26 protein-coding genes and 1 pseudogene are annotated in these 25,628 nt (G+C 68.5%); 12 read left to right on the top strand and 15 right to left on the bottom strand.

What is annotated here, in order from left to right:
* The first annotated feature begins 162 nt into the window (after positions 1-162).
* The 7 genes from NBE95_RS03935 (at position 163) to pnp (ending at position 7,306) form a co-directional block, all read left to right on the top strand.
* Positions 163-1,158, top strand: a complete 996-nt coding sequence (locus NBE95_RS03935; RefSeq protein WP_289894572.1) for a porin — start codon at positions 163-165, stop codon at positions 1,156-1,158.
* Positions 1,159-1,227: 69 nt separating this feature from the next.
* Entirely contained in the window at positions 1,228-1,881 is a 654-nt protein-coding gene (locus NBE95_RS03930) for a YggS family pyridoxal phosphate-dependent enzyme (protein WP_289894571.1), read from the top strand.
* A complete protein-coding gene (locus NBE95_RS03925) occupies positions 1,817-2,395 on the top strand; it encodes a DUF1643 domain-containing protein (RefSeq protein ID WP_354670354.1) in 579 nt (192 codons plus the stop codon). Before NBE95_RS03930 ends, NBE95_RS03925 begins: the two co-directional genes overlap by 65 nt.
* Positions 2,396-2,502: 107 nt before the next feature.
* On the top strand, positions 2,503-3,405 hold the full coding sequence (locus NBE95_RS03920) for a calcium-binding protein (protein WP_289894570.1): 903 nt from the start codon (positions 2,503-2,505) through the stop codon (positions 3,403-3,405).
* Between the two features lie 149 nt (positions 3,406-3,554).
* Positions 3,555-3,824, top strand: coding sequence for a 30S ribosomal protein S15 (gene rpsO / locus NBE95_RS03915; RefSeq protein ID WP_017999129.1), 270 nt, complete (start codon positions 3,555-3,557; stop codon positions 3,822-3,824).
* A 296-nt stretch (positions 3,825-4,120) separates the two neighbouring features.
* Positions 4,121-4,873, top strand: a complete 753-nt coding sequence (locus NBE95_RS03910; protein ID WP_289894569.1) for a hypothetical protein — start codon at positions 4,121-4,123, stop codon at positions 4,871-4,873.
* A 285-nt stretch (positions 4,874-5,158) separates the two neighbouring features.
* On the top strand, positions 5,159-7,306 hold the full coding sequence (gene pnp, locus NBE95_RS03905) for a polyribonucleotide nucleotidyltransferase (protein WP_289894568.1): 2,148 nt from the start codon (positions 5,159-5,161) through the stop codon (positions 7,304-7,306).
* A gap of 113 nt (positions 7,307-7,419) precedes the next feature.
* On the opposite strand, the gene NBE95_RS03900 is transcribed toward pnp, so the two are convergent.
* The 3 genes from NBE95_RS03900 to NBE95_RS03890 form a co-directional block, all read right to left on the bottom strand.
* Complete coding sequence (locus NBE95_RS03900) at positions 7,420-8,451, bottom strand: polysaccharide pyruvyl transferase family protein (RefSeq protein ID WP_289894567.1); 1,032 nt, start codon at positions 8,449-8,451, stop codon at positions 7,420-7,422.
* A gap of 56 nt (positions 8,452-8,507) precedes the next feature.
* Entirely contained in the window at positions 8,508-9,419 is a 912-nt protein-coding gene (locus NBE95_RS03895) for a glycosyltransferase family 8 protein (protein WP_289894566.1), read from the bottom strand.
* 149 nt (positions 9,420-9,568) lie between these two features.
* Positions 9,569-10,225, bottom strand: coding sequence for a peroxiredoxin (locus tag NBE95_RS03890; RefSeq protein WP_289894565.1), 657 nt, complete (start codon positions 10,223-10,225; stop codon positions 9,569-9,571).
* A 181-nt stretch (positions 10,226-10,406) separates the two neighbouring features.
* Between NBE95_RS03890 and NBE95_RS03885 the strand changes: the two genes are divergently transcribed.
* The 3 genes from NBE95_RS03885 (at position 10,407) to NBE95_RS03875 (ending at position 13,579) form a co-directional block, all read left to right on the top strand.
* Positions 10,407-11,849, top strand: coding sequence for an aldehyde dehydrogenase family protein (locus tag NBE95_RS03885; RefSeq protein WP_289894826.1), 1,443 nt, complete (start codon positions 10,407-10,409; stop codon positions 11,847-11,849).
* Between the two features lie 115 nt (positions 11,850-11,964).
* Entirely contained in the window at positions 11,965-12,702 is a 738-nt protein-coding gene (locus tag NBE95_RS03880; protein ID WP_289894564.1) for an SDR family oxidoreductase, read from the top strand.
* Positions 12,703-12,733: 31 nt separating this feature from the next.
* Positions 12,734-13,579, top strand: a complete 846-nt coding sequence (locus NBE95_RS03875) for an ureidoglycolate lyase (protein WP_289894563.1) — start codon at positions 12,734-12,736, stop codon at positions 13,577-13,579.
* 89 nt (positions 13,580-13,668) lie between these two features.
* Here the strand turns inward: NBE95_RS03875 and NBE95_RS03870 are convergent, their stop codons facing one another.
* The 10 genes and pseudogenes from NBE95_RS03870 to efp all read right to left on the bottom strand — a co-directional run bounded on the left by NBE95_RS03870 (position 13,669) and on the right by efp (position 22,925).
* Entirely contained in the window at positions 13,669-14,382 is a 714-nt protein-coding gene (locus NBE95_RS03870; RefSeq protein ID WP_289894562.1) for a GntR family transcriptional regulator, read from the bottom strand.
* A gap of 44 nt (positions 14,383-14,426) precedes the next feature.
* Positions 14,427-15,437 carry an aldose epimerase family protein gene (locus NBE95_RS03865; RefSeq protein WP_289894561.1) on the bottom strand — a complete coding sequence of 337 codons (1,011 nt, stop codon included), beginning with the start codon at positions 15,435-15,437 and terminating at the stop codon, positions 14,427-14,429.
* Positions 15,434-16,276 (bottom strand): annotated as a pseudogene (locus NBE95_RS03860) (SMP-30/gluconolactonase/LRE family protein). Before NBE95_RS03860 ends, NBE95_RS03865 begins: the two are co-directional and overlap by 4 nt.
* Positions 16,273-16,875: a 2-dehydro-3-deoxy-6-phosphogalactonate aldolase gene (locus NBE95_RS03855; RefSeq protein ID WP_289894560.1), complete on the bottom strand. Its 603-nt coding sequence runs from the start codon at positions 16,873-16,875 to the stop codon at positions 16,273-16,275. Before NBE95_RS03855 ends, NBE95_RS03860 begins: the two are co-directional and overlap by 4 nt.
* Positions 16,872-17,789, bottom strand: coding sequence for a 2-dehydro-3-deoxygalactonokinase (locus NBE95_RS03850; RefSeq protein WP_289894559.1), 918 nt, complete (start codon positions 17,787-17,789; stop codon positions 16,872-16,874). Before NBE95_RS03850 ends, NBE95_RS03855 begins: the two co-directional genes overlap by 4 nt.
* A complete protein-coding gene (gene mmsB, locus NBE95_RS03845) occupies positions 17,786-18,970 on the bottom strand; it encodes a multiple monosaccharide ABC transporter permease (RefSeq protein WP_289894558.1) in 1,185 nt (394 codons plus the stop codon). The genes NBE95_RS03850 and mmsB overlap by 4 nt, the downstream gene beginning before the upstream one ends.
* Positions 18,963-20,537 carry a multiple monosaccharide ABC transporter ATP-binding protein gene (gene mmsA / locus NBE95_RS03840; RefSeq protein WP_289894557.1) on the bottom strand — a complete coding sequence of 525 codons (1,575 nt, stop codon included), beginning with the start codon at positions 20,535-20,537 and terminating at the stop codon, positions 18,963-18,965. The genes mmsB and mmsA overlap by 8 nt, the downstream gene beginning before the upstream one ends.
* 63 nt (positions 20,538-20,600) lie before the next feature.
* On the bottom strand, positions 20,601-21,665 hold the full coding sequence (chvE, locus tag NBE95_RS03835) for a multiple monosaccharide ABC transporter substrate-binding protein (RefSeq protein WP_289894556.1): 1,065 nt from the start codon (positions 21,663-21,665) through the stop codon (positions 20,601-20,603).
* Positions 21,666-21,940: 275 nt separating this feature from the next.
* Positions 21,941-22,246, bottom strand: coding sequence for a GNAT family N-acetyltransferase (locus NBE95_RS03830; RefSeq protein WP_289894555.1), 306 nt, complete (start codon positions 22,244-22,246; stop codon positions 21,941-21,943).
* A 115-nt stretch (positions 22,247-22,361) separates the two neighbouring features.
* Positions 22,362-22,925, bottom strand: a complete 564-nt coding sequence (gene efp, locus NBE95_RS03825) for an elongation factor P (protein ID WP_289894554.1) — start codon at positions 22,923-22,925, stop codon at positions 22,362-22,364.
* A gap of 347 nt (positions 22,926-23,272) precedes the next feature.
* On the opposite strand from efp, the gene NBE95_RS03820 reads away from it, so the two are divergent.
* A complete protein-coding gene (locus NBE95_RS03820) occupies positions 23,273-23,593 on the top strand; it encodes a DUF6280 family protein (RefSeq protein WP_024842734.1) in 321 nt (106 codons plus the stop codon).
* Between the two features lie 118 nt (positions 23,594-23,711).
* Positions 23,712-24,488: an aminoglycoside adenylyltransferase family protein gene (locus NBE95_RS03815; RefSeq protein ID WP_289894553.1), complete on the top strand. Its 777-nt coding sequence runs from the start codon at positions 23,712-23,714 to the stop codon at positions 24,486-24,488.
* A 34-nt stretch (positions 24,489-24,522) separates the two neighbouring features.
* On the opposite strand, the gene NBE95_RS03810 is transcribed toward NBE95_RS03815, so the two are convergent.
* Positions 24,523-25,239, bottom strand: a complete 717-nt coding sequence (locus NBE95_RS03810) for an LrgB family protein (protein ID WP_289894552.1) — start codon at positions 25,237-25,239, stop codon at positions 24,523-24,525.
* Positions 25,236-25,589, bottom strand: coding sequence for a CidA/LrgA family protein (locus NBE95_RS03805; protein WP_289894551.1), 354 nt, complete (start codon positions 25,587-25,589; stop codon positions 25,236-25,238). Before NBE95_RS03805 ends, NBE95_RS03810 begins: the two co-directional genes overlap by 4 nt.
* Between the last annotated feature and the right edge of the window lie 39 nt (positions 25,590-25,628).

The following is a 25,628-nucleotide window of genomic DNA, read 5'->3' as shown; positions in this document are numbered from 1 at the left end:
GGCCCTGCAACGGGGGTGTGGCCCATGTGCATCACAGAGGGGCCGAAACAGGTTAAGCCGATGCGATTCCGTTGCATTGCCGGGGTGAAAGCGCGACACAACCATCATACCCCAAGCCGGCCTGCCGGGGTGGGGCACACGAGAGAGACAAGAGGGAAAACCATGAAAAAGGTTCTTTTCGCCACCAGCGCCCTGGTCATGACGGCCGGCGTCGCTGCAGCCGAAGTCGCCGTGTCGGGCGACGGCCGCATGGGTATGATCTATGACGGCAACGACGTGCAGTTCTCCAGCCGCGCCCGCGTGAAATTCACCCTGACCGGTGAATCGGATGCCGGCCTGTCCTTCGGCGGTGCGTTCCGCGTCGACCAGGAAAGCGACTACACCGCTGGTAACGACGCTACCGAACGTTCGGCCGCTCGCGGCACCGCCGGTTCGGTCTGGATCTCGGGCACCTACGGCAAACTGTCGATGGGCGACGTGGTCTCGGCTTCGGAAGCCGCCATCGGCGACCTGTATGAAATCGGCTACACCGACGGCGAATTCAGTGGCGACATTGAAGAGCTGTGGTTCCTGACCGGCGACGGCGAGAACGAAGATCAGGGTCCGTCGATCCTGTACGAATACACCATCAACAACATCTCGCTCTTCGCTTCGGCCAGCGACGGTTCGGACAACCGCCAGTGCGGCGTCGGCGCCGTCGTCGGTTACGACGCGACCTGCAACGTTGCGGGTGACGATGTCGAATCCGACACCGCCTACTCGGTCGCCGCGAAGTACGAAGGCTCGAACTTCTGGGCCTCGCTGTCCTACTCGAAATGGGGCGATGCCAGCGAAATCGGCCTGGGCGCTGAAGGTTCGTTCAACAACTTCGCCGTCAAAGGTGTCTACCTCTCCTATGAAGATCGCTTCTTCGATCTGGACGAGATGAAGTACACCGCCGGTCTGGGCGCTTCCTACCAGATGGACGCGATCCTGGTCGAAGGCTTCTGGCGCCAGGACAAGTACGACCTGTTCGGTGGCGACAGCGAGAAGTTCGATGCTTTCGGCATCGGCGCCGAATACGACCTGGGCGGCGGTGCCGTTCTGGCCGGCGGCATCATCGACTCGGACTACCTCGAGGACACCGTTGCCGACATGGGCATCAAGTTCTCGTTCTGATCCGTCAGGACAAGCAACAAGGAAAGAGCGGGCCTTGCGCCCGCTCTTTTCTTTTGGGATCCATGCGCCATGGAACTGGATGACATCAGGCGCCGCATCGCCGCGGCCGAATCCGCCGCTGGCCGTCCCGCCGGCAGCGTCACGCTGATCGCCGTCAGCAAGGTGCAGCCGCCCGAGCGGGTCGAGGCCGTGCTGGCCGCCGGCCATCGCGTCTTCGGCGAGAATTACGTGCAGGAGGCCGGGGCCAAATGGCCTGCCTGGCGCGCGCATTTCCCGGGGGTCGATCTGCACATGATCGGCCCGCTGCAGACCAACAAGCTGAAACCGGCGCTTGAGCTTTTCGACGCCATCCACACGCTCGACCGCCCCTCGCTGGCGCAGAAGCTGGCGCGGCAGGTGCAGGGCGCCGGGCGCTGTCCGCAGCTTTTCGTGCAGGTGAACACCGGCGCCGAGCCGCAAAAGGCCGGCATCCTGCCGGACGAGGCCGATGCCTTCATCGCCGATTGCCAGGCGCTGGACCTGGCGCTCTCCGGCCTGATGTGCATCCCGCCCGAGGATCAGGATCCGGTGCCGCATTTCCGCGCCCTGCGCGGGATCGCGGCCCGCAACGGCCTTGCCGGCCTTTCCATGGGCATGAGCGCCGATTTCGAGACGGCGATTGCCGAGGGCGCCACCCATATCCGGGTCGGCAGCGCGATCTTCGGGGCGCGCGACTATAGCTGACGCGGCCGGGCGCATCACCCGCCGGCACCGCGACGGCGAGAAGCGCTCCAGCGCCGTCTTCTCGGCCTGCGGGCGCTATCGCTATGCGCTGACCCGGCAATGGGGGACGGGCGGCCGGCTGGCGGTGGTGATGCTGAACCCCTCGACCGCCGACCACCGCCGCAACGATCCGACCATCGCCCGCTGCGAGATCCGGGCGCGCGACATGGGCATGGGCGCCCTGCGCATCGTGAACCTGTTCGCCTGGCGCGCGACCTTCCCGCACGAGCTGCGGGCGGCCGCGGATCCGGTCGGCGCCGGCAACGACGCCACCATCCGCCGCGCCGCGCTTTGGGCCGACCTGGTGCTTTGCGCCTGGGGCGCCGACGGCAAGCTGCAGGAGCGGGATCGCGTGGTCGAGGCGATGCTGCGCAGCCTTGGGCGGCCGCTCCTCCATCTGGGGTTGACGAAATCCGGCGCGCCGCGGCATCCGCTTTATCGGCCGCGCGCCCTGGCGCCGGTCGAGTGGCGTTAACCCTTTCTTAACAAAAGAGGATGCCAAGGGGTGGGCGGCGGGATAATCTGCCCGCAAGGGTTGTGTGATTCGTGTTTGGTGATGTCATGTTGCTGCTGGCCAGTGTGATGAGCTTGCTGTTTGCGGGTCTGGCGATCGATGTGACCTCGCTGACCCGTCCGGCCGAAGAGGACGATCCCGACAACCCGGACAATCCCACCCCGGTGGAGCCCGAAGACGGCGACGATGCCGAAGGCGCGGCGCTGGACGGCACCGAGGGCGACGATTGGCTGGCCGGGGGCGAAGGCGACGATGCGTTGACCGGCCATGGCGGCAATGACGACCTGCATGGCGGGCAGGGCGACGACACGCTGCTGGGCGGCGGCGGCACCGACTGGATCTATGGCGACGGCGATTACGGACCCGGCGGCGCCGATCTGATCGCGGGCGGCGCGGGCGACGATTCCCTGGCCGGGCAGGGCGGCAACGATACGCTGCATGGCCAGGCCGGGAACGACACGATTTTCGGCGGCGCGGGCGACGATTCCCTGACCGGCGGCGCGGGCGACGATTGGATCACCGGCAATTCCGGCCATGACACTCTGGTCGCCGGCAGCGGCACCGACGACCTGGATGGCGGCGCGGGCGACGATCTGCTGACCGGCTCGGCACGGCCGGATGCGGCCTGGCTGCATGGCGGGGCGGGCCGGGACACGCTGATCGCCGGGGCGGGCGATTTCGCCGAGGGCGGCGAGGGCGAGGATCTGTTCCTGATCGGCCCGGCGGACCCGGCGCTGGAGGAGCCGGGCGAGACCGTGCCGGTGATCGGCGATTTCAACCAGGCCGAGGACCGGATCGAGCTGCGCTATCCCGATCCGGGCGATGGCAGCGTGCCGCAGCTTACGCTGGAACTGGACCCGGAGGGCGCGACGATGATCCGCATGGACGGCGTCGCGGTGGCGCGGCTGCTGGCGGCCGAGGGGCTGCGGGCCGGCGACATCACCCTGACGGCGCTGCCGCCGGCCGGCTGAGCGGGTCGGCAGAAAAGCCTTTCCTTTGTGGTGGATTCCGCCTATACGCCCGCATCCGCCGGTCCGAATCCGGCGGTTTCCTCCACGGGCCTGTGCTGGACGACATCCCGGCCTGCGCCATAACCCCTTGACTCTGAAAGGAGACCCCGATGTCGATCACGGTTGAAGAAAAGAACCGCGTGATGAGCGAATTCGCCACCAAGAAAGGCGACACCGGCTCGCCCGAGGTGCAGGTCGCCATCCTGTCGTCGCGCATCGCGACGCTGACCGAGCATTTCAAGACCCACAAGAAGGACAACCATTCGCGTCGTGGTCTGCTGAAGCTGGTCGCGCAGCGCCGCAAGCTGCTGGACTATCTGAAGCGCAAGGACGAAGCCCGCTATACCGACCTGATCGGCAAGCTGGGCCTGCGCCGCTGACCGGCGCGCCGCGCCGAGGCGCGGCCCCTGACGCTGGAACCACGCCCGCGGCGAAAGCCGCGGGCGTTTTTCATGCCGCGCAACGGCTGCGGGCGTTGCCCCGGCATCCGCCCCCGCCGCCCGCGACGAAAACCCGGCGATTGCTGGGATTCTGGCGGTGATCGGCGTGCAGAAACCGTGCACGGCGCGTACACCGGGCGTACACCGCGTTTCGCTAAAATGCGCGACATTCCTTTCTGGACCGCTGACCGGGCCCGGCTAGGCTTTGGCCTGCGCAAATGAAAAGGAGACGCGGAATGCCGATCGGTTCCCTGCTCGAATCGACCAGATCGCTGCTGAGCACGCTGGCCCCGCAACCCGCCACCCCGCCCGCGCCGCTGCCGCCGGTCGAACGGGTCGCAACCCCCCCGCCGCCACCGGCGGGCGGACCGGATGCGGCCGGGCAGAGCGGCGGTGCGACTTTCGATTTCCCGCCGGGGGCCGTCGCGGCGGCGGCCGCCGGAACATCCCGGCCGGCCGGGCAGGCGGCGGAAACCGCGGTTTCGGCGGTCGCCGGGGCAGGGGACGCGGCGGCGGCCGCCGCGACCGACGGGCTGCGCGGACCGGGCCGGAGCGGGGCGCCCGCCGATGCGGCTGCCGCGCCGGCGCAGATGCCGCCCGCATCGGCGGTGGGCACGGCCTTGGCCGCCTTGGCCACAGAGCCGGCCGCGACGGATCCGCAGGCGACAGGTGCGGCCGGACCGGCGGCACCCGCGACGGCGGGGCAGGGCGCCTTGGCCGGCTGGCCGGCCGGCGCCGGCGCGGCCGGGACCGAGCCGGCCGCGCCGGGCCAAGCCGGTGGCGGCGACCGAGGCGAGGCCGCAGGCGGCTGGCCGGACGAGGAAAGCATCCGGGCCTGGGCCATCGCCATGCTGGAGCGCGAGCGGCTGGACGGCTTCAGCGTCCTGACGACCTTGGCGCAGAGCCCGCCGGCGGCCAGCCGCTTCGTGGCCGGCGACGGCGCCCATCGCGCCGGCCCGGCGGAGCCGCGGACCTTGATCCGGGCCTGACCCGCCGCGCCGCCATCAGGGACAAAGGCGCCGTGTCGAATGCCCGCCGCAGGCCGCGGCGGGCCCCCGGCCATGCGCCTTTGTCCCTGATGGCGGCGCGTGAAGGCGGCGGCGGCTGAATCGTCAATTCTCTTCCCAAACGCCTTGTTTTGCTGTATGCGCCGGCCATCTGTGACGTGACGCCATGCCCCGTGGCACATGCAAAGGATAGGGGCGGCGGCAATGGGGCCGCCATTTGACACGGGACGCGACCGGAAGGGCCGGCGCGTCGCCAGAGGAAACCAGATGTTTGATGAAGTGAAGAAATCCATCCAGTGGGGCCAGGAAACGCTCACGCTGGAAACGGGCAAGGTTGCCCGTCAGGCCGACGGCTCGGTCATCGCCACCCTGGGCGAGACCAGCGTGATGGCCAACGTCACTTTCGCGAAGGAACCGAAACCCGGCCAGGACTTCTTTCCCCTGACCGTCCATTACCAGGAAAAATACTACGCGGCCGGCAAGATCCCCGGCGGCTTCTTCAAGCGCGAGGCCCGTCCCTCGGAAAAGGAGACGCTGACCGCGCGCCTGATCGACCGGCCGATCCGCCCGCTTTTCGTCCCCGGCTTCAAGCACGAAGTGCTGGTGATGTGCACGGTGCTGTCGCATGACCTGGTCAACGATCCCGACATCGTGGCGATGATCGCCGCCTCGGCGGCGCTGACCATCTCGGGCGTGCCGTTCATGGGCCCGATCGGCGCCGCCCGCGTCGGCTTCGCCAATGGCGAATACGTGCTGAACCCGGAAGTGCAGGACATGGACCATCTGCGCTCGAACCCCGAGCAGCGGCTGGACCTGGTCGTCGCCGGCACCCGCGACGCGGTGATGATGGTCGAATCGGAAGCCTATGAGCTGACCGAGGCCGAGATGCTGGGCGCGGTGAAGTTCGGCCACGAGGCGATGCAGCCGGTGATCGACCTGATCATCGACCTGGCCGAGGCGGCCGCGAAAGAGCCCTTCGACTTCCAGGCGCCGGATTACAGCGCGCTCTATGCCCGAGTGAAATCGCTGGGCGAGGCCGAGATGCGCGCCGCCTACGCGATCCGCGACAAGGGCGAGCGCCGCGACGCCATCGAGGCCGCCAAGGCCAAGGTGCTGGCCGGCCTGACCGAGGACGAGCTGGCCGATACCGCCCTGGGCTCGGCGCTGAAGAAGCTGGAATCGGGCATCCTGCGCGGCGGCATCATCGACGGCCATCCGCGCATCGACGGCCGCGACACCCGCACCGTGCGCCCGATCGACAGCGAAGTGGGCTTCCTGCCCCGCACCCACGGCTCGGCGCTGTTCACCCGCGGCGAGACCCAGGCGCTGGTCGTCACCACGCTGGGCACCGGCGACGACGAGCAGATCATCGACGCGCTGCACGGCAACTCGCGCTCGAACTTCCTGCTGCATTACAACTTCCCGCCCTATTCGGTGGGCGAGGTGGGCCGCGTCGGCAGCCCCGGCCGCCGCGAGATCGGCCATGGCAAGCTGGCCTGGCGGGCGCTGCAGGCGGTGCTGCCGGCCGCGACCGACTTCCCCTATACCATCCGCGTGGTTTCCGAGATCACCGAATCGAACGGCTCGTCCTCGATGGCCTCGGTCTGCGGCGGCTCGCTGTCGATGATGGATGCGGGCGTGCCGCTGAAGGCGCCGGTGGCCGGCGTCGCCATGGGCCTGATCCTGGAAGAGGACGGCCGCTGGGCGGTGCTGACCGACATCCTGGGCGACGAGGACCACCTGGGCGACATGGACTTCAAGGTCGCCGGAACGGAAAACGGCATCACCAGCCTGCAGATGGACATCAAGGTCGCGGGCATCACCCCCGAGATCATGGAGCAGGCGCTGGCCCAGGCCAAGGACGGCCGGATGCACATCCTGGGCGAGATGGCGAAGGCCCTGACCGAGGGCCGGCGCGAGTTCAGCGCCCATGCCCCGCGCATCGAGACCATGACCATCCCGACCGACAAGATCCGCGAAGTGATCGGTTCGGGCGGCAAGGTGATCCGCGAGATCGTCGAGACCTCGGGTGCGAAAGTCGACATCAGCGACGACGGCACCATCAAGATCGCCTCGGCCAATGCCGATTCGATCAAGAAGGCCCATGACATGATCTATTCGATCGTGGCCGAGCCGGAAGAGGGCAAGGTCTATGTCGGCAAGGTGGTGAAGCTGGTCGATTTCGGCGCCTTCGTGAACTTCTTCGGCAAGCGCGACGGCCTGGTGCATGTCAGCCAGATCGCCAACAAGCGCCTGAACCACCCCAACGAGGTGCTGAAGGAAGGCCAGGAGGTCAAGGTCAAGCTGCTGGGCTTCGACGACCGCGGCAAGGTGCGCCTGGGCATGAAGATGGTCGACCAGGAGACCGGCGAGGAAATCGCCCCCGAGAAGAAAGAGGAAGCCCAGGCCGAGTGATCGGCCGACGGTTCCGGAAAGGCCCCGCATTCGCGGGGCCTTTCTTCATGCCTGCCGGGCCGCGCAACAGCGCCCGAGGCAAGTTCGGCGGCGTCGGATCGACTCGCGCCGGCCTATGACCGCCTGTTCCTTCGCGCGCGCCTCCAGGCCTTGAACCGCTTGCGCCAGGCCTGCACCCGGCCGACCTGCGGCACCAGGTCGGCACGCAGCGCCGGATCGGCGGGAACCGCCAGCGCCGCGGCAAACTGCGCGTCGAAATCCGCAAGCGACGCAAGCGCCGCATCCCGGACGCGGGCCGCCCTTTCGCGGGCTTCCGGGGAAAGGCAACGCGCAAGCGCCGCCGCGAGGTCGTCATCGCTTGCGGCGTCGGCGTCGAACACCTCGGGCCAGCCCAGTTCCCGCGCCTGGCGCGTGACCTTGTCGCCCCCCGCCACCGGGTCGATCGCCAGTGTCGGGATGCCGTTCTTGAGCGCCAGCACCATGCCGTGAAGCCTTGTCGTCAGCATGGCGTCAAGCCGGCGGCAGATCGCCTCGAACTCGGCGCCGCTGGACAGGCCGAAACGGTTGGTTTCGACGGGCACCGATGTATCCAGCTCGATGAAGGCAACGCCGGACTCGCGGATCAGGCGGCGCAGCCTCTGGGCTGCCAGATCGCCGCGGCGACGCTCGCCATATTCGCGCTGCGGGCTGGCAAGGCACAGTCCCACGACCGGAACCGGGTCCGATGCCTCGCGAAAACTCAGGTCGGCGCGCACGGCCCTGTCGCTGTCGCGTTCCAGCAGGACTTCGAACGGATTGAAGTCCTGAAGCCCCTCCACCATCGTCAGGTTCACGCCGATATGCACGCAATGCTGGAACCGGCCGAAGATGCTGTCGTGCTGCACGGCCATCTGGGGCGTGAAGGGTCCGCAGATCACGATCAGATGCGTATAGCGCCGCGGGTCCAGCCGGTGCTTGTCCAGCCAGGACCGGTCCACGGTCAGCCGGGCATCGGTATAGGGGGAAACGTCGTAATCCATGCCCAGGGCATCGAGCCGCCGCTCGATCTGCCGCAGCACCTCGACATCGCCCACGGTGGAAAGATGCCCCACCAGAAGCGCGCGGGCGGGGCTGCCTTGCGAAGGGGCGCGATGGTCTTGCGTCAAATCCAGCTCCTGAAGCGTGCCTCTGTGCTTATGCGCCTGGTGCGTATCGTTCCTGGTCAGGTCGGGCGCAGATCGGGATGCTTGCGCAGAAAACGGCGCAGGCTCCGGTGATAGATCCTGGTCGCCCGGCCACGAGAAGACCAGATATCCCATCCCGCAGCCCGCCAAGGCTTTTCCGGCCCATGATAGTGCAGGATGACGGATCCCCGATCGGGCATGGCGCCGGCTGCCGGGGCGCCATTGCGCGACAGATGGGCACGGTGTTTCCGGATCCGGCCCCAGGATGCGTTCCATCCCAGGTCCAGCTGGACGACATTGCCGCGGAACAGGGCGTTCAGATGGTCCTGGTCTCCATGGCTGCAGGCCGATGCCGCAACGACATCCGTGACCCGCTCCAGCAGGGCCGGTTCATCGCGAAGGGCGTCGCAATTCAGCAAGAGCACCCCGGCATTGAAATAGTCCTGGACCGGGGCCGGATCCATCAGCTGCCGGAGTTCGGAAAGCCTGTCGTTCCGCGAGCCTGATCGTCCATCCCGATCGGCCAGCCAATGCGCGACCGTGTAATCCCGCACCACGCCGGCATAGGCCTGGCCCAGGTCAAGCCGGAACAGTTCGGACACATCGCCGGTCACCAACGTGTCGCCGTCGATGTAGAGCACATAGCCTTCGATCAGGCTGGGAATGAACAGGCGGCCCATGGTGGCGGCCGAGATGTAGCTTTGCGGACCATGCGCGCCCTCGAGATAGCCGTTGCCGATATCCTTGCAATGCAGCGTCACCCGGGGGTTTTCCGAAGCGACCTTCTCGACATCGGCCCAGTCCGCGGCCTGCAGCCCGTCGCCCCAGACGTGCAATTCCGCCGGGCCCTGCAGATGCCGCAGCAGGCTCCAGACGGAAACCAGGGTCGGCCTGAGAAAGCCGCGGTCGGTAACATAGGCAACCTTGACCGTGCGGGGCGGCGTCGTCAACGAAGGCTCCGTTCGTTCCGGATCGGGACAGATCCCTGATATTGGACTTTTCCAATCCGGGCAACATCGCTGCTGCACCCGGCGCCCTTGCCGCGGCCCGCGCGCCCCGCGCCAAAGCCGCGCCCCGGAAGGCGCGGCCCCGCCCGGGCTTACGCCGGATCCCTGGCAAAGCGCAGATAGGGCAGTTGCTTGTCCAGCGCGCCGTATTGCGCCTCGGCCGCTGCGTCGTCCAGCGCCAGCGCCACGATCACGTCCTGGCCCGGCACCCAGTTCGCGGGCGTGGCCAGCGGCACGCCGTCGGTCTTCCGCACCGCGTCCAGCGCCCGGATGATCTCGGCGAAGTTGCGGCCCACCGACATCGGATAGGTCATCGTCAGCCGCACCTTCTTGTCCGGGCCGATGATGAACACCGTGCGCACCGTCGCCGAATGCTGCGGCGTGCGGCCCTCGGTCGGCAGGTAGTAGTCGGCCGGCAGCATGTCATAGGCCTTGGCCACCGCCAGGTCGCTGTCGTCGATGATGGCGAAATTCGCCGGCACGCCGGCCACCTTCTCGATATCGGATTTCCATTTGCCATGGTCCTCGACCGAATCGACCGAGACGCCCAGAACCTTGGTGCCGCGCTTCTCGAATTCCGGGACCAGCTGCGCCACGGCGCCAAATTCGGTGGTGCAGACCGGGGTGAAGTCGCGCGGATGCGAGAACAGGATCGCATAGCCGTCGCCGATCCAGTCGTGCAAGCGGATCTGGCCCTCGGTCGAGTCGGCGGTGAAATCCGGGGCGGTGTCGTTGATGCGCAGGGACATATCCGATCCTTTCGGTTGGTTCGCTGCGCATCACCATAGGTTCTGCACGGGCATTTGCAACACGACCCGCAAAGTCGTGTTAAGGCCGGCGGCCGGGGAAGCCGGGCGGCCTCTCTTGCGAAGCGGCGGTGCGGGTGTCACGTTACCGGCGAGAGACCGAAAGGAGCCGCTCATGAGCGAATTGGCAGACAAGCGGAAGTTCTACATCAACGGGCAATGGGTCGCGCCGGCCGCGCCGCGCGACCTGGAGGTCATCGACCCCTCGACCGAGGAGCCGGTGGCGGTGATCAGCCTGGGCGGCCAGGCCGATACCGATGCGGCGGTGGCGGCGGCCAAGGCGGCCTTTCCGGCCTGGGCCGCGACCGCGCCGGCCGAACGGCTGGCCCATGTCGAGAAGATCCTGGAGATCTACCAGCGCCGCGCCCCCGACATGGCCGCGGCGATCAGCGCCGAGATGGGCGCGCCGCAGGACATGGCGCTGGCCGACCAGACCGCGGCCGGCAGCTATCACATCGAGAATTTCATCGAGGCCTTCAAGGGTTTCGAATTCGTCCGCCCGCTGCGCCCCGACGCCCCGACCAGCATGGTCGCCTGGGAGCCGGTGGGCGTGGTCGGCGCGATCACGCCCTGGAACTGGCCGATGAACCAGGTGACGCTGAAGGTGATCCCGGCGCTGCTGGCCGGCAACACGGTGGTGCTGAAGCCCAGCGAGATCGCGCCGCTGTCCTCGGTCGTCTTCACCGAGATCGTCGATGAGGCCGGGCTGCCCAAGGGCGTCTACAACATGGTGAACGGCGACGGCGCGGGCGTCGGCTCGCAGCTTTCGGTGCATCCCGACGTGGACATGATCAGCTTCACCGGCTCGACCCGCGCCGGCATCGCCATCACCAAGGCCGCTGCCGACACGGTGAAGAAGGTGGTGCTGGAACTGGGCGGCAAGGGCGCCAACCTGGTCTTTGCCGATGCCGACGAGAAGGCGGTGACGCGGGGCGCGCGGCATTGCTTCTACAACAGCGGCCAAAGCTGCAACGCGCCGACGCGGATGCTGGTCGAGCGGTCCTTCTACGAGACCGCCGTCGAGCAGGCCCGCAAGGTGGCCGAGGAGACGGCGGTGGCCAGCGCCCATCAGCCGGGGCGGCATATCGGCCCGGTGGTCAGCAAGCCGCAATGGGACAAGATCCAGGATCTGATCCAGAAGGGCATCGACGAGGGCGCCCGGCTGGTCGCCGGCGGCCCCGGCCTGCCCGAGGGTGTCAACCGCGGCTATTTCGTGCGCCCGACGGTGTTTGCGGATGTGAACAACGACATGACCATCGCCCGGCAGGAGATCTTCGGCCCGGTGCTGTCGATCATCCCCTTCGATACCGAGGCGGAGGCGGTCGGCATCGCCAATGACACCGTCTATGGCCTGACCAACTACGTCCAGAGCCAGGACGGCGCCCGGCGCAACCGGCTGGCGCGGCAGCTGCGCGCCGGCATGGTCGAGATGAACGGGAAAAGCCGGGGCAGGGGGTCGGCCTTTGGCGGCGTCAAGGCCTCGGGCCGGGCGCGCGAGGGCGGCGTCTGGGGGCTCGAGGAGTTCATGGACAGCAAGCAGATCAGCGGCTGGGATCCCGAGGCCTGAGCCCGGCGGGCGATCATCGGGGCCGTCCGCCGGGGCGGCCCTTTTCCTTGCCGGCTGTTGCCGCTAGCATCCGCCCGCGACGGGCGACGGGCGACGGGACGAGGGGGGCAGGCGCGTGAAGACCATCCTGATCACCGGCGGCGGCAGCGGCATCGGCCGGCTGACCGCCCGGCGGTTCCTGGAGGCCGGCTGGACGGTCGGGCTGATCGGCCGGCGCGCGGCGGCGCTGGCCGAGACCGCGGCGGGCCACCCGCAGGCGCTGGTGCTGCCCTGCGACGTGACCGTGCCCGAGGCGGTGGATGCGGCCTTTGCCCGCGCCGTCGCCGAATGGGGCCGGCTGGACGTGCTGTTCAACAATGCCGGCGCCATCCTGATCTCGCGGCTGATCGACGAGATTTCCTGGGAGGAATGGCAGGGCGTGGCGCGGGTGAACATCGACGGCATGTTCCTGTGCGCCCGCGCCGCCTTCCGGCAGATGCGCCGCCAGCAACCGATGGGCGGGCGGATCATCAACAACGGCTCGATCGCGGCCGAGGCGCCGCGCCCCGGCTCGGTGCCCTATACCATGTCGAAACACGCGGTGACCGGGCTGACGCGCACGCTGGCGCTGGACGGGCGGCCATTTGGCATCGCCTGCGGCCAGATCGACGCCGGCAATGCCGCGACCGAGATGATTTCCGCCGTGGGCAGGGTGGGGGCGCCGCAGGCCGACGGCTCGTTCAGGGCCGAGCCGTTGATGGACGCCGCGACCGTGGCCGAGGCGGTGCTGCACATGGCCAGCCTGCCCGAGGGCGCCAACGTGCTGCACATGACGGTGATGGCGACCACCATGCCCTTCGTGGGACGGGGCTGAGGGCGAGACCGGACGAGCGAAAGGACGAGCGATGAAACTGCTGCGCTATGGCCCGGCGGGCCGGGAAAAGCCGGGGCTGCTGGACGGCGAGGGCCGGATCCGCGACCTGTCGGCCCATGTCGCCGACATTGCCGGCGCGGCGCTGGGCCCCGAGGGGCTGGCGCGGATCGCGGCGCTGGAGCTGGACGCGCTGCCCATCGTCTCGGGCCAGCCGCGGCTGGGGGCCTGCGTGGGGCAGGTGCCGAAATTCGTCGCCATCGGGCTGAACTATGCCGATCACGCCGCCGAGGCCGGGCTGCCGGTGCCGTCCGAGCCGGTGGTGTTCAACAAATGGACCAGCTGCATCAGCGGGCCGGAGGACGACGTGCTGATCCCGCCCGGGGCGCAGAAGACCGATTGGGAGGTCGAGCTGGGCGTGGTCATCGGCTCGCGCGCCAGCCATGTCGCGGAGGCGGCGGCGCTGGAGCATGTCGCCGGCTATTGCGTGGTCAACGACGTCAGCGAACGCGAATGGCAGGCCGAGCGCGGCGGCACCTGGGACAAGGGCAAGGGCTTCGACACGTTCGGCCCGATCGGGCCCTGGCTGGTGACCCGCGACGAGGTGCCCGATCCGCAGGCGCTGGCGCTGTGGCTGGAGGTGGACGGCCAGCGCTTCCAGCAGGGCTCGACCGCGACGATGATCTTCACCGTGGCCGAGATCGTCGCCTATTGCTCGCGGCTGATGACGCTGATGCCGGGCGACGTGATCACCACCGGCACGCCGCCGGGCGTCGGCATGGGGCGGAAGCCGCCGGTGTTCCTGCGCGGCGGCGAGGTGATGCGGCTGGGCATCGCCGGACTGGGCGAGCAGCGCCAGAGGGTGCGGCGCAGCGACTGACGGCGCCGGCGCGGGGTTATTTGGGAAACGGTGAAGCCGGGCGCGGTGCCGCGGGACGGCCCGGCCGCGGATGGGGGAAGAAGGCCGTTTCAGATCTCGGCGGCGAGGGCCTCGGCCAGCGCGTCGGTGCGGGTGAAATGGTCGGGCGAGAGTTTCAGCACCTCGGGCAGGTCCTGCAGCACCCGGCGCAGGTGCCGGCGGATCGCCGCCTCGGCCCGGTCGGGATCGGCGGCGGCCACCGCCTCGACCACGGCGCGGTGCTGGCCGATGATCACGTCGCGCGGCGTCAGCGCCGTCAGCAGGTGGCGGGCGCGGTCCAGGTGGATCTTCATCTGCTGCAGATGCGTCCAGACCCGGGTTTTGCCGGCGATGCCGGCGAGCATGGCGTGGAATTCCTCGTCGAGCTGCGCCAGGCCGGCGACGTCCGGCGCCGCTTCCTGCAGGGCGATCTGCCGGTAGAGCAGGTCCAGATCGGCCGGGGTGGCGTCGCGGGCGGCCTGGCGGAGAATGTCGGCCTCGACCGATTCGCGGATGAAGCGGGTGCAGAGCACCCATTCCATGTCGATGCGGGTGACGAAGGTGCCGCGCTGCGGCCGCACCTCGAGCAGCCCTTCGCCGGCCAGGCGGATGAAGGCCTCGCGCACGGGTTGGCGGGACAGCCGGTATTGGTCGGCGATCTCCTGTTCCGAGAGCCGGGTGCCGGGGGGCAGCTCGCCGCGCATGATGCGCTGCCGCAGCCGGCCCTGCAATTGCGCCGCGAAGGGCGCCTGGGCGGGGGAATGCCTGATCGTCGCGGGGTGCATGAATCCTCCTTGCCTCCCGCATTAGTAGCTTGGTTTACCCGGCGTCAACCTTTGGCGGTGCGGTGGAAACCCATCACCGTGGTCTGGCGGTAGAGCTGGCCGGGCTGCAGCTCTGCCGAAGGATAGTCGGGATGGTTCGGCGCATCCGGCCAGAGCTGCGATTCCAGGGCGATGCCGGCATGGCGGCCATAGGGCCGGCCGGCCAGTCCGGCGGCGCCGGGCGCAAGGTGGTTGGCGGGATAGACCTGCAGCCCCGGTTCGGTCGAACGCAAGGCCATGCTTAGCCCGCCGGCCTGCAGCACCGCCACCTTGCGCGGCAGGGCGCGGCGCTGGCGGTCGAGGCAGAGATTGTGGTCGATGGCCGGGCCGGAGAGCCGGGTTTCCAGCCGCACCGGGGCGCGGAAATCCAGATGCGTGCCGGCCACCGGGGCGGGGGCGCCGCGCGGGATCAGTTCGGCATCCACCGGCAGATAGGTCTCGGCCGGGACGGTCAGGCGGTGCTCCGCCACCGTGGCGCTGCCGTCGAGGTTGAAATAGCTGTGCTGGGCGAAGTTGCAGAAGGTGGTTTCGTCGGCGGTGGCGAGGATGGTCAGCATCAGCGCCGGGCCGGGCAGGATGGTATAGGTGGCCCGGACCAGCATGGCGCCGGGAAAGCCCATATGGCCGGCGGGCAGGTGATCGGCCAGCGCCAGCGAATCCGGCGTCCGGTCGGCCAGCATCCAGTTGCGCTGGTCGCTGCCGTCCTTGCCGCCATGCAGCATGTGCCGGCCGTGCTGGTTGCGGTCGAGCTGCAGTTCGCGGCCGTCGAGCCGGGCGCGGCCATGGGCGATGCGGTTGGCACAGCGCCCGACCACGGCGCCGAAATAGCGTCCCTCGGCCAGGTAGGGTTCGAGCCGGGGGAAGCCCAGCACCAGCGGGTGGTCGATGCCGTCGAGCCGCAGGTCCTGGAGCGAGGCGCCCAGCGTGATCACCGCGGCGGTCAGCCCATGCGCCGAGATCGTCATCCGCAGCACCGGCCGGCCGTCGGGAAGCGTCCCGAACCGCTGTTCGCTCATATGCGCACCCGAGGCTCGGGGCGGCCGCTTGCGTCGGGGTCCAGAAGCCAGGTGCAGCCGTCCTGCCGGCCGTCCAGCCCCTCGGCGGCGCTGGTGACCAGAAGCTGCGCCAGTCCCGGCCCGGTAAAGGCCGGGCAGCTGGGCTGCGCGGCGGGCAGGTCCAGCCGCCTGAGCAGCCGCCCGTCCGGCGCGTGGCAGGCGACCTAGCCGCTGCCCCAGCGCGCGTTCCAGAACCGGCCCTGGTCGTCGGTGACGGCGCCGTCGGGGAACTGGTCGGTGCCGGCGAGGTCCAGGAACACCCGCGCCTCGGCGCAGGGCCAGCCCTGCGGGTCCAGGTCCTGCGACCAGACGGTCTGGGCGGCGGTGTCGGCGAAATAGGCCAGGCGCCCGTCGGGGGAAAAGCAGATGGCATTCGGGATCGACATATTGCCCCGCAGGAGTCGCAGTTCGCCGTCAAGATAGCGGTATATCGCGCCTTTTCCAGCCTCGGCGCGGCGCGACATGGTGCCGATCCAGAAACCGCCCCGCGGGTCGGCGCGGCCGTCGTTCGAGCGGTTGCCGGGCTTGTCCGCCTCGAGCGCGATCAGCTTCTTCTGGCCGCCGGTGCGCAGGTCGAAGCGCAGCAGCGCCGTCTGGCTGGCGATGAGCAGGTGGTCGCGGTCGATCCAGCCGGCGGCCGAGACCATCTCGTCGAATTGCCATTCCAGCGGCGCGCCATCCAGTTGCGACATGAGCCGGCGGCCGAGGATGTCGAACCAGAAGGGCTGCGCCCGTTCCGGGTGCCAGAAGGCGCCTTCGCCCAGCGCGCAGATGCGGGGGTCGAAGACCGCGGCGCTCATGCCAGGTTCCGCAGCGCCGCGGTCACCTCGCGCGCGCGGGCGGCGACGGTGGCCGGGCTGTCGCCGGGCCGGTAGAGCGCCGAACCGAGGCCGAAGCCCTGCGCGCCGGCGGCCAGCCAGGCGCCGAACTCCGCCGGGCCGACGCCGCCCACCGCATAGACGGCGGTTTCGCGCGGCAGCACCGCCCGCAGCGCCCTGAGCGTGCCGGTGCCGGCCTGGTCGGCGGGGAACAGCTTCAGCCCGCTGGCGCCGGCGGCGATGGCGGCGAAGCATTCGGTGGCGGTGAAGACGCCGGGCCAGGATTCCAGGCCGCGCGCCCGCGTCTCGCGGATCACCGCCGGGTCGGCATTGGGCGAGACGATCATCCGGCCGCCGGCCTCGGCGACCCGCGCCACCTGCTCGACCGTCAGCACGGTGCCGGCGCCGATGCTGGCCCGGCCGCCCAGGATGTCCGCCATCAGGCGGATGCTTTCCAGCGGTTCGGGCGAGTTCAGCGGCACCTCGATGCGGTCGATGCCGGCCTCGATCAGGGCGCGGCCGATCGGCAGGGCCTCGGCGGGGGTGAGGCCGCGAAGGATGGCGATGATGGGCTGGGTCATGTCTCCTCCAGCATGGCCTGGCGCGCGGCGGCGAGACCCGCAAGGACGGCAGTTCCGCCATCCTTGTGGCATGCCCGGGCGCCTGCTGCCAACAGCAGGGTTTCGTAAAGCCTTGTCAAGCGGGGGGCGCCGATCAGCGCCACCGGCGCGGCCTGCCAGAACGCGCGGGCGGCGGCCAGCTCGGCGCCGATCAGCAGGCCCGAGAGGCGGCCGGCGGCCTGTGGCGGCGCCAGCCCCTGCAGCAGCGATGCGGCGCGCAGCGCGAACAGCCCGGATGACGCGGCATGCGGGTCGGCCAGCGCCTGGCGACCGGCCTGCAGGCAGGCGTCCGGGTCGGGCTCGGCCGCCGCGATGGTCAGCCGCAGCACCGATTGCCGGGCCAGCAGGGCGAAAAGCTCTCCGGTCAGGAAGGTGCGGAAGCCCAGCACCTGGCCATCGGCGATGCGCACCCATTTGCTATGCGTGCCGGGCAGGCAAAGCGTGCCCCGGAAGCCCGGCTCGCCGGCCAGGAAGCCGGCGATCTGGGTTTCCTCGCCGCGCATGACATCGGGCGGATCGGCCTGCGACAGGCCGGGCAGGATGCGGACATCCAGCCGCGGATCGCTGGTCGGCGGCACGGCGGCGCGGCGCGGGTCCAGCGGCGGGCAGGGGGTGGGGCGGTAATCCGCCTCGACCCAGCCGCCGCGGGCGCCGACCATGCCGCAGGCGATGACCGGCATCCGCCCAGCCGCCGGCAGCCAGTCCGCGACCAGATCCAGCAGCGCCGGCTCGAACGTCTCGGGCGACAGCGCGCCCATGCCGCGGTCCGAGGCGCGGGCCGCCTGCGGCTGCCCGCCCCGCATGGCCCAGGCGCGCAGCCGGGTGGTGCCCCAGTCGACGGCGATCCAGTCGATGGCGGATCGTTCGGGCGTCACGACTTCGACTTGTTCGAGACGTCGAAGATCACCGCCGCCATCAGCACCAGGCCCTTGATTACCTGCTGGTAGTCGATGCCGATGCCGAGAATGGACATGCCGTTGTTCATCACCCCCATGATGAAGGCGCCGACCACCGCGCCGATCACCGTGCCGACGCCGCCCGCCATCGAGGCGCCGCCGATGAACACCGCCGCGATCACGTCCAGCTCGAAGCCGACGCCGGCCTTGGGCGTGGCCGAGTTCAGCCGGGCCGAGACCACGATCCCGGCCAGCGCTGCCAGCATGCCCATGTTCATGAAGGTCAGGAACACCACCCGTTCCGAATTGATGCCCGAGAGCTTGGCGGCCTTGGCATTGCCGCCGATGGCATAGATGCGCCGGCCCAGCGTCGTGCGCTCGGACACGAAGGCGTAGAGCGCCACAAGAACCGCCATGACCAGGAAGACATTCGGCAGGCCGCGGAAATTCGCCAGCGCCCAGGTCATCCAGACCAGCGCCAGGAAGATCAGCGCGTTCTTGGCGGCGAAGAAGGCGAAGGGTTCGTCGGCGATGCCCACCGCCTCCTCGCGCCTGCGGGCGCGGATCTGCAGCCACAGGATCAGCACCGCCGCGCCCCAGCCCAGCACCAGCGACAGGGTGTTGGGCTTGTCCGGCCCGAACAGGTCGGGGATGAAGCCCGAGGAGATCATCTGGAAGCCGCGCGGGAAGGGGCCGATCGACTGGCCCTGCAGGATCCACATGGTCAGGCCGCGGAACACCAGCATCCCGGCCAGGGTGACGATGAAGCTGGGGATCTTCCAATAGGCGATCCAGTAGCCCTGGATGCCGCCGATCACCGCGCCGGCCGCCAGGCTCAGCACCACCACCAGCGGAATCGGCAGGCCCAGCTTGACCACCATCAGCGCCGCCAGCGCGCCGACGAAGGCCGCGACCGAGCCGACCGACAGGTCGATATGGCCGGCGACGATCACCAGCAGCATGCCGACGGCCATGATGACGATATGGCTGTTCTGCAGGAACAGGTTGGTCAGGTTCACCGGCCGGAACAGGATGCCGCCGGTCACGATCTGGAAGAAGACCATGATCACGACCAGCGCGAACAGGATGCCGTATTCGCGGATGTTGCGGCGGATGAAGCCGAAAGTGTCGCCGCGGCGCTCGGTGGTCGTGTCAGACATGGGCGGCCTCTGCCTCGATTTCCTCGGGGGTGACGGTCTTGTCGGTCAGGTCGTGGCCCGACCTGATGATGACCTGCATGATGCGCTCCTGCGTGGCCTCGGCGGTGGGCATCTCGCCGACCAGCCGGCCCTCGTTCATGACCAGGATGCGGTCGGTGATGCCCAGAAGCTCGGGCATTTCCGAGGATATCACGATGATGGATTTCCCCGAAGCGGCCAGGTCGCGGATGATGGTGTAGATCTCGTATTTCGCGCCGACGTCGATGCCGCGCGTCGGCTCGTCCAGGATCAGGATCTCGGGCTCGGCGAACAGCCATTTCGCCAGCACCACCTTTTGCTGGTTGCCGCCGGAAAGGTTCACGGTCTTCTGCTCGACCGAGGGCGAGCGGATGTTGATGCGCTGGCGATAATCGCGCGCCACCGCCCCTTCGCGCGCCCGGTCGACCACGCCGCGGGCCGAGATGCCGGCCAGGTTCGCCAGCGGGATGTTGCGGCGGATCGTGTCCTCGAGCACCAGGCCCAGCGATTTGCGGTCCTCGGTCACATAGGCGAGGCCGGCGGCGATGGCGCGCGGCACGGTGGTCAGGTCGGCGGGCTTGCCGTGGATGCTGACCGAGCCGGACTGCCAGTCGCCCATCGAGCGGCCGAACAGGCTCATCGCCAGCTCGGTGCGGCCGGCGCCCATCAGCCCGGCGATGCCCAGCACCTCGCCGCGCCGCAGCTCGAAGCTGGCGCGGTTGACCAGAAGCCGCCCCTCGCGCGCCGGGTCGGCGACGGTCCAGTCCCTGACCTGCATCACCACCTCGCCGACCCGGGGCTGGCGCGGCGGATAGCGGTCGTTCATCGAACGGCCGACCATGTCGCGGATGATGCGCGATTCCTCGACCATGCCGTCGTGATGGGCGACGGTGGCGCCGTCGCGCAGCACGGTGATGCTGTCGCAGACCTGGCTGATTTCATTGAGCTTGTGCGAGATCAGGATCGCGGTCATGCCCCGGTCGCGGAAGCCGGCGAGCAGGCGCAGCAGCGCGTCGCTGTCATGTTCGTTGAGCGAGCTGGTCGGCTCGTCCAGGATCAGCAGATCGACCTTTTTCGACAGCGCCTTGGCGATCTCGATCAGCTGCTGCTTGCCCATGCCAAGCTCGCCGACGCGGGTCTCGGGGCTTTCGCGCAGGCCGACCTGCGCCAGCAGCTCGGCGGTGCGGCGGTTGGTCTCGCGCCGGTCGATGACGCCGCGGGTGGCGATCTCGTTGCCCAGGAAGATGTTCTCGGCGATGGACATCTGCGGCACCAGCGCCAGCTCCTGGTGGATGATGACGATGCCGCGGTCCTCGCTGTCCTTGATGTCGCGGAAGGCCATGGGCTGGCCCTTGTAGAGGATCTCGCCCTGGTAGCTGCCATGCGGGTAGACGCCCGACAGCACCTTCATCAGCGTGGACTTGCCGGCGCCGTTCTCGCCGACCAGGGCGCGGATCTCGCCGCGGCGCACGGTCATGTTGACGTTGTCGAGGGCCTTCACGCCGGGGAATTCCTTGGTGATCCCCCGCATTTCCAGGATATGGTCCATGCTCGCCTGCCGCCTTGAAAGGGATGCGCCGCCGCAGGGCTTTCCGCGGCGGCGGCGGTGGGGTCACTTCAGCTGGTCTTCGGTGTAATAGCCCGAGCCGATCAGCACGTCCTTGAGGTTCTTTTCGGTGACCGCGACGGGTTCCAGCAGGTAGGAGGGCACCACCTTGACGCCGTTGTCATAGCTTTTGGTGTCGTTCACCTCGGGCTCCTCGCCCTTCATCATCGCGTCGACCATGCCGACGGTGACCTTGGCGAGTTCGCGGGTGTCCTTGAAGATGGTGGAATACTGCTCGCCCGCCAGGATCGACTTGACCGATTGCACCTCGGCATCCTGGCCGGTGACGATGGGCATCTTCAGGTCGCCCGAGCCGTAGCCGACGCCCTTGAGCGAGCTGAGGATGCCGATGGACAGCCCGTCATAGGGCGACAGCACCCCGTTCACCTGCTTGTCGGTGTAGTTGGCCGACAGGATGTTGTCCATGCGCGCCTGGGCGGTGGCCGGATCCCAGCGCAGGGTGCCGACCTTGTCCATGCCCATCTGCCCCGAGGCGATCACGATCGAGCCGTCGTCGATCAGCGGCTGGATCACCGACATGGCGCCGTCGTAGAAGAAATAGGCGTTGTTGTCGTCCGGGCTGCCGCCGAACAGCTCGACATTCCAGGGCTTCACGTCCGGGAAGCGCTCCTTGAGCCCGTCGACCAGGGTGGTGGCCTGCTCGACCCCGACCTTGAAATTGTCGAAGGTGGCGTAATAGTCGATGTCGGGCGTGTCGCGGATCAGCCGGTCATAGGCGATGACCTTGATGTCGGCGGCCTTGGCATTGGCCAGGGCGTTCGACAGCGTGGTGCCGTCGATGGCGGCGATCACCAGCACATTCACGCCCTTGGTGATCATGTTCTCGATCTGCGCCAGCTGGTTCGGGATGTCGTCGTCGGCATATTGCAGGTCGGTCTGATAGCCCGCGTCCTGGAACTGCTTGACCATGTTGTTGCCGTCGTCGATCCAGCGCGCCGAGGTCTTGGTCGGCATCGAGATCCCGACCATGCCCTCGGCCGCGGCGACGCCCGGCAGGGCCAGCGCGGCGACCGAGGCCAGCGCCACGGCGTATTTCCTGAAGTTCAGCATGTTTCCTCCATGTCGATTGTCGCGCCCCGCGCCGGGGACCGCCTCCACGGTCCTGGTCCGGCCGGTGCCCTCCCCCCTGTCTCCGGCGCGGGGCGGAATGCGGGTCGTGCCCGGCCATTCAGCGCCGCGGCAGCGGTCGCGGACCACCTGCCTGAGCGCGAGGCTAGACCCGCCCGATATGTCCGTCAATTATTCAGAAAGTGCGTTTGCATACCGGAATTGGTATGGCGGTTGGCGCTAACATGCCGGCGCCCGCCGGCGCCCGCCCGATGGCCTCAGCCATCGGCGCAGAGATCGGCCCATTCGGGATGCCGCTCGAACTGGGCGCGGACATAGCTGCAGGCCGGCACGATCACCAGGCCGCGGGCCCGGGCATCGGCCACCAGCCGCTGCACCATGGCGGCGGCGACGCCGGTGCCGCGCATGGAATCCGGGGCATAGGTGTGGTCCGCGACGATGATGCCGGGGCCGCCGTTGCGCCAGGTCAGCTCGGCCTCGCCCTGGATGCCGGGCAGCGTGACCACATAGCGGCCCGAACTGCCGTAATCCTCATGCGCGACATGGAAGGTGGGTTGCGCCATGCGTCTCTCCCGCTGCTTTCCGGGCGATAACGCATGGCGGTGCGACCGGGGTCCGTGACGTGACGTCACGAATCCGCCAAAGGGGGGCGCCGAAGGGGGGCGCCGCCGGCCGGGCTCAGGCCCGCTCGGAATATTCGAACAGTTCGGTATTGACGACGATGCGTTCCTCGGCGCCGACGAAGGGCGGGATCATGATGCGCAGGCCGTTGTCGAGAATCGCCGGCTTGAAGCTTTTCGCGGCGGTCTGGCCGTTCAGCACCGGCTCGGTCTCGGCCACGGTGCAGATCACTTTCTGGGGAAGGCGCACCGACAGCGCCTCGTCGCCGTAATATTCCACCGCGGCGATCATGCCGTCCTGCAGGAAGGGGCGGCGGTCGCCCAGCAGATCGGCGTCCAGCTCGGTCTGCTCGAAGGTCTCGCTGTCCATGAACACCAGCTTGCCGTCTGTTTCGTAAAGGAATTGCTGGTCCTTGAACTCCAGATGAACCTGCTCGACCTTGTCCTCGGAGCGGAAGCGCTCGTTCAGCTTGCGGCCGTCGCGCAGGTTCTTCAGCTCGACCTGGGCGAAGGCGCCGCCCTTGCCGGGCTTGACATGGCTGACCTTGACCGCCGCCCAGAGCCCGCCGTCATGTTCCAGCACCAAGCCGGGCTTGATTTCATTGCCATTGATCTTGGCCATTCGGGATTACCTTGAAAATATTGGGGAATTTCTGGCGGCCCAAGGGTTGAACCGCGATTGCGCCACCCTATATCCATAGCCGTGCGTCAAGGCAACTGAAAGCGGTTTTGGGCGTTGTCAAGGGTTCCTGCGCATTTCCGCATGTCGCAAGATCGTTGCTTTTGGTGGTTATTTCGCATATCTGCCGGGGCTTGCACGACATGCATGGCGGTCATGCGGCTGGAGGCATACCGAATCACGGCCCGGATCGGCTAAGCCGGCGAGCGCCGCCTATGAGGCAAGATGATGCAGCAACCTTGGCATTGGTCAAGGTGCGGGGGCACCGCAAGAAAAACAGGAAACAGATGATGCGCGATTTCGTGGATGGCTCGGCTTTCAATTTCGAACAGGGACAGCGGGCCCGCAAGCTTTTTGCGGCCGTTGTGCTGGCTGCGCTGGACGACGCGATCGCCGATGACAAGAAATACGGCAACGGGCCCGATCAGATTGCCCGTTGGGCCCGCTCGCGCGATGGGCGCGAGGTGCTGTCCTGCGCCGGCATCGACCCGAACGAGCGGGTGGTGAAGGGGCTGATGGAATTCGTGGCCAAGGGCGTGCGCACCTCGGTCGCGCTGTCGCGCGAGGAAAGCGAGCGCCGCCACGCCGCCGAGGAAGCCGACGCGGCATAAGCGCCGGCGCCGCGCATAGGCTGGGCCGTCCCGCGGGGCGGCCTTTTTTATTGGGGGGACGGGGCCTGCGGGACGGAGCCGCCTTCCGATGACGGGCTGCGCCGGTTAGAAGACGATCATGCAGACGACGCCCCGGCAGACAAAACAGATCCGGTCAGCTTTGGACATCTTGCATCGCAGTCTTGGCGATGCGCTGATCGGCGCGTATCTGCATGGGTCGCTGGTGTCAGGCGGGCTTCGGCCGCAAAGCGACATTGATCTGCTGGCAGTGGTCGAGTCTGGGCTGAGCGAGAGCCAGCGTCATGATCTGCTGGCGGGACTGCTGCGCCTTTCCGGTCGCCACCCTGCCGCGCCCGGCGGCGCCCGCTGCCTTGAGGTCATGATTTTTCGCCGGTCCGACCTTGCCCGGGGCGATTATCCGGCCCGGGCCGAGTTCGTCTATGGAGAGTGGCTCCGCGACGCTTTCGAGGCCGGGGAAACGCCAATGCCCGACCGAAATCCCGAGTATTCACTGGTTATCGCGCAGGCCCGTCGCCAGGCCGTTCCCCTGTTCGGTCCGCCGGGGGACGAACTGCTGGCAGAGGTTCCCCCCGAGCAGGTCCGTCAGGCAATGCGCGATGCGCTACCGGATCTGCTGGACGGGCTGCATGGGGATGAGCGGAATGTCCTGCTGACGCTTGCCCGGATGTGGCATACGGCCTGCACGGGCCGGTTCGTGGCAAAGGATGTCGCCGCCGGCTGGGCGATTGCGCGCCTGTCGGGACAGCGCGCGGCGACGCTGGACCATGCGCGACGGGCCTATCTTGGCGAGATCGCCGACGATTGGTCCAGCCAGGATGATGCTGCCCGGAGGTTGGCAGCGCATATGGGCGAACAGGTCGCCGGTTCCCTGTGACAAGAATGGCCTCCGGGCCGCCTCGCCTCGGTCCTTACCCGAACAGATGCAGCGCCAGCGGCGCGATGATCGAGGTCAGCACCGCGTTCAGCCCCATGCCGATGCCGGCGAAGGCGCCGGCGGTCTCGTTCACCTGAAAGGCGCGGGCCGTGCCGATGCCATGCGCCGCCACCCCCAGCGAAAAGCCGCGCGCCCGCCAGTCGCGGATCCCCAGCGCGTTCAGCAGCGGCGTGGCGATGATCGCGCCGAAGATGCCGGTGATCAGCACCAGCACGGCGGTGATCGTCGGTTCGCCGCCCAACCCCTCGGCGATACCGATGGCGACGGGGGCCGTGGTGGATTTCGGCGCCAGGCTGGCCAGCATCACCCTGTCCAGACCGAACACCTTGCCGATGGCCAACGCCGAGACCACCGCCGTCACCGAGCCCGCCAGCAGCGCCGCCACCAGCGGCAGCGCCGCTTTCCGCACCCGGGGCAGGTTGTCGTAAAGCGGCATTCCCAGCGCCACCGTGGCCGGGCCCAGCATGAAATGCACGAATTGCGCGCCCTCGAAATAGGTCTGGTAGCTGGTGCCGGTCAGCCCCAGAACGCAGGCCAGCAGGATCACCGCGCACAGCACCGGATTGGCCCAGCTTTTCCGACCCATGGCGCGGAAGAAGCTGTCGCCCAGCCAATAGGCGATCAGCGTCGCCGTCAGCCACAGCAGCGGGCCTTGCGTCAGATAGCTCCAGATCAGCGCCGCGTCGGTCATTCCTCGGCCCCGCCCGTCCAGCGCACCACGGCGCGGAACACCAGCGCCCCCGCCGCGATGGCCAGCGCCGTCGAGACGGTCAGCGCCAGCGCCACCGCCAGCCCGTCGCTGCGGAACTGGCCCAGATGCGCCACCACGCCCACGCCGGCCGGCACGAAGAACAGCGACAGATGGCCCAGGATGCCGGTGACTACCGGGCGCAGCATCTCGGCCAGGGCCGGGCGCAGGCTGCAGGACAGCACCAGCAGCAGCAGCCCCAGCACCGGGCCGGGCAGCGGCAGACCCAGGCTGCGGGTGGCAACCTCTCCGACAAGCTGGAAGACCAGGATGATGGCAAGCGCGGGAATCATGCCGGTCAGATTAGCAGCGTATTTCTTGTGGTGAACCCT

This window comes from Paracoccus sp. TOH (genome assembly GCF_030388245.1).
GTDB lineage: Bacteria > Pseudomonadota > Alphaproteobacteria > Rhodobacterales > Rhodobacteraceae > Paracoccus > Paracoccus simplex.
This window is presented reverse-complemented; position numbering and strand designations above follow the sequence as displayed.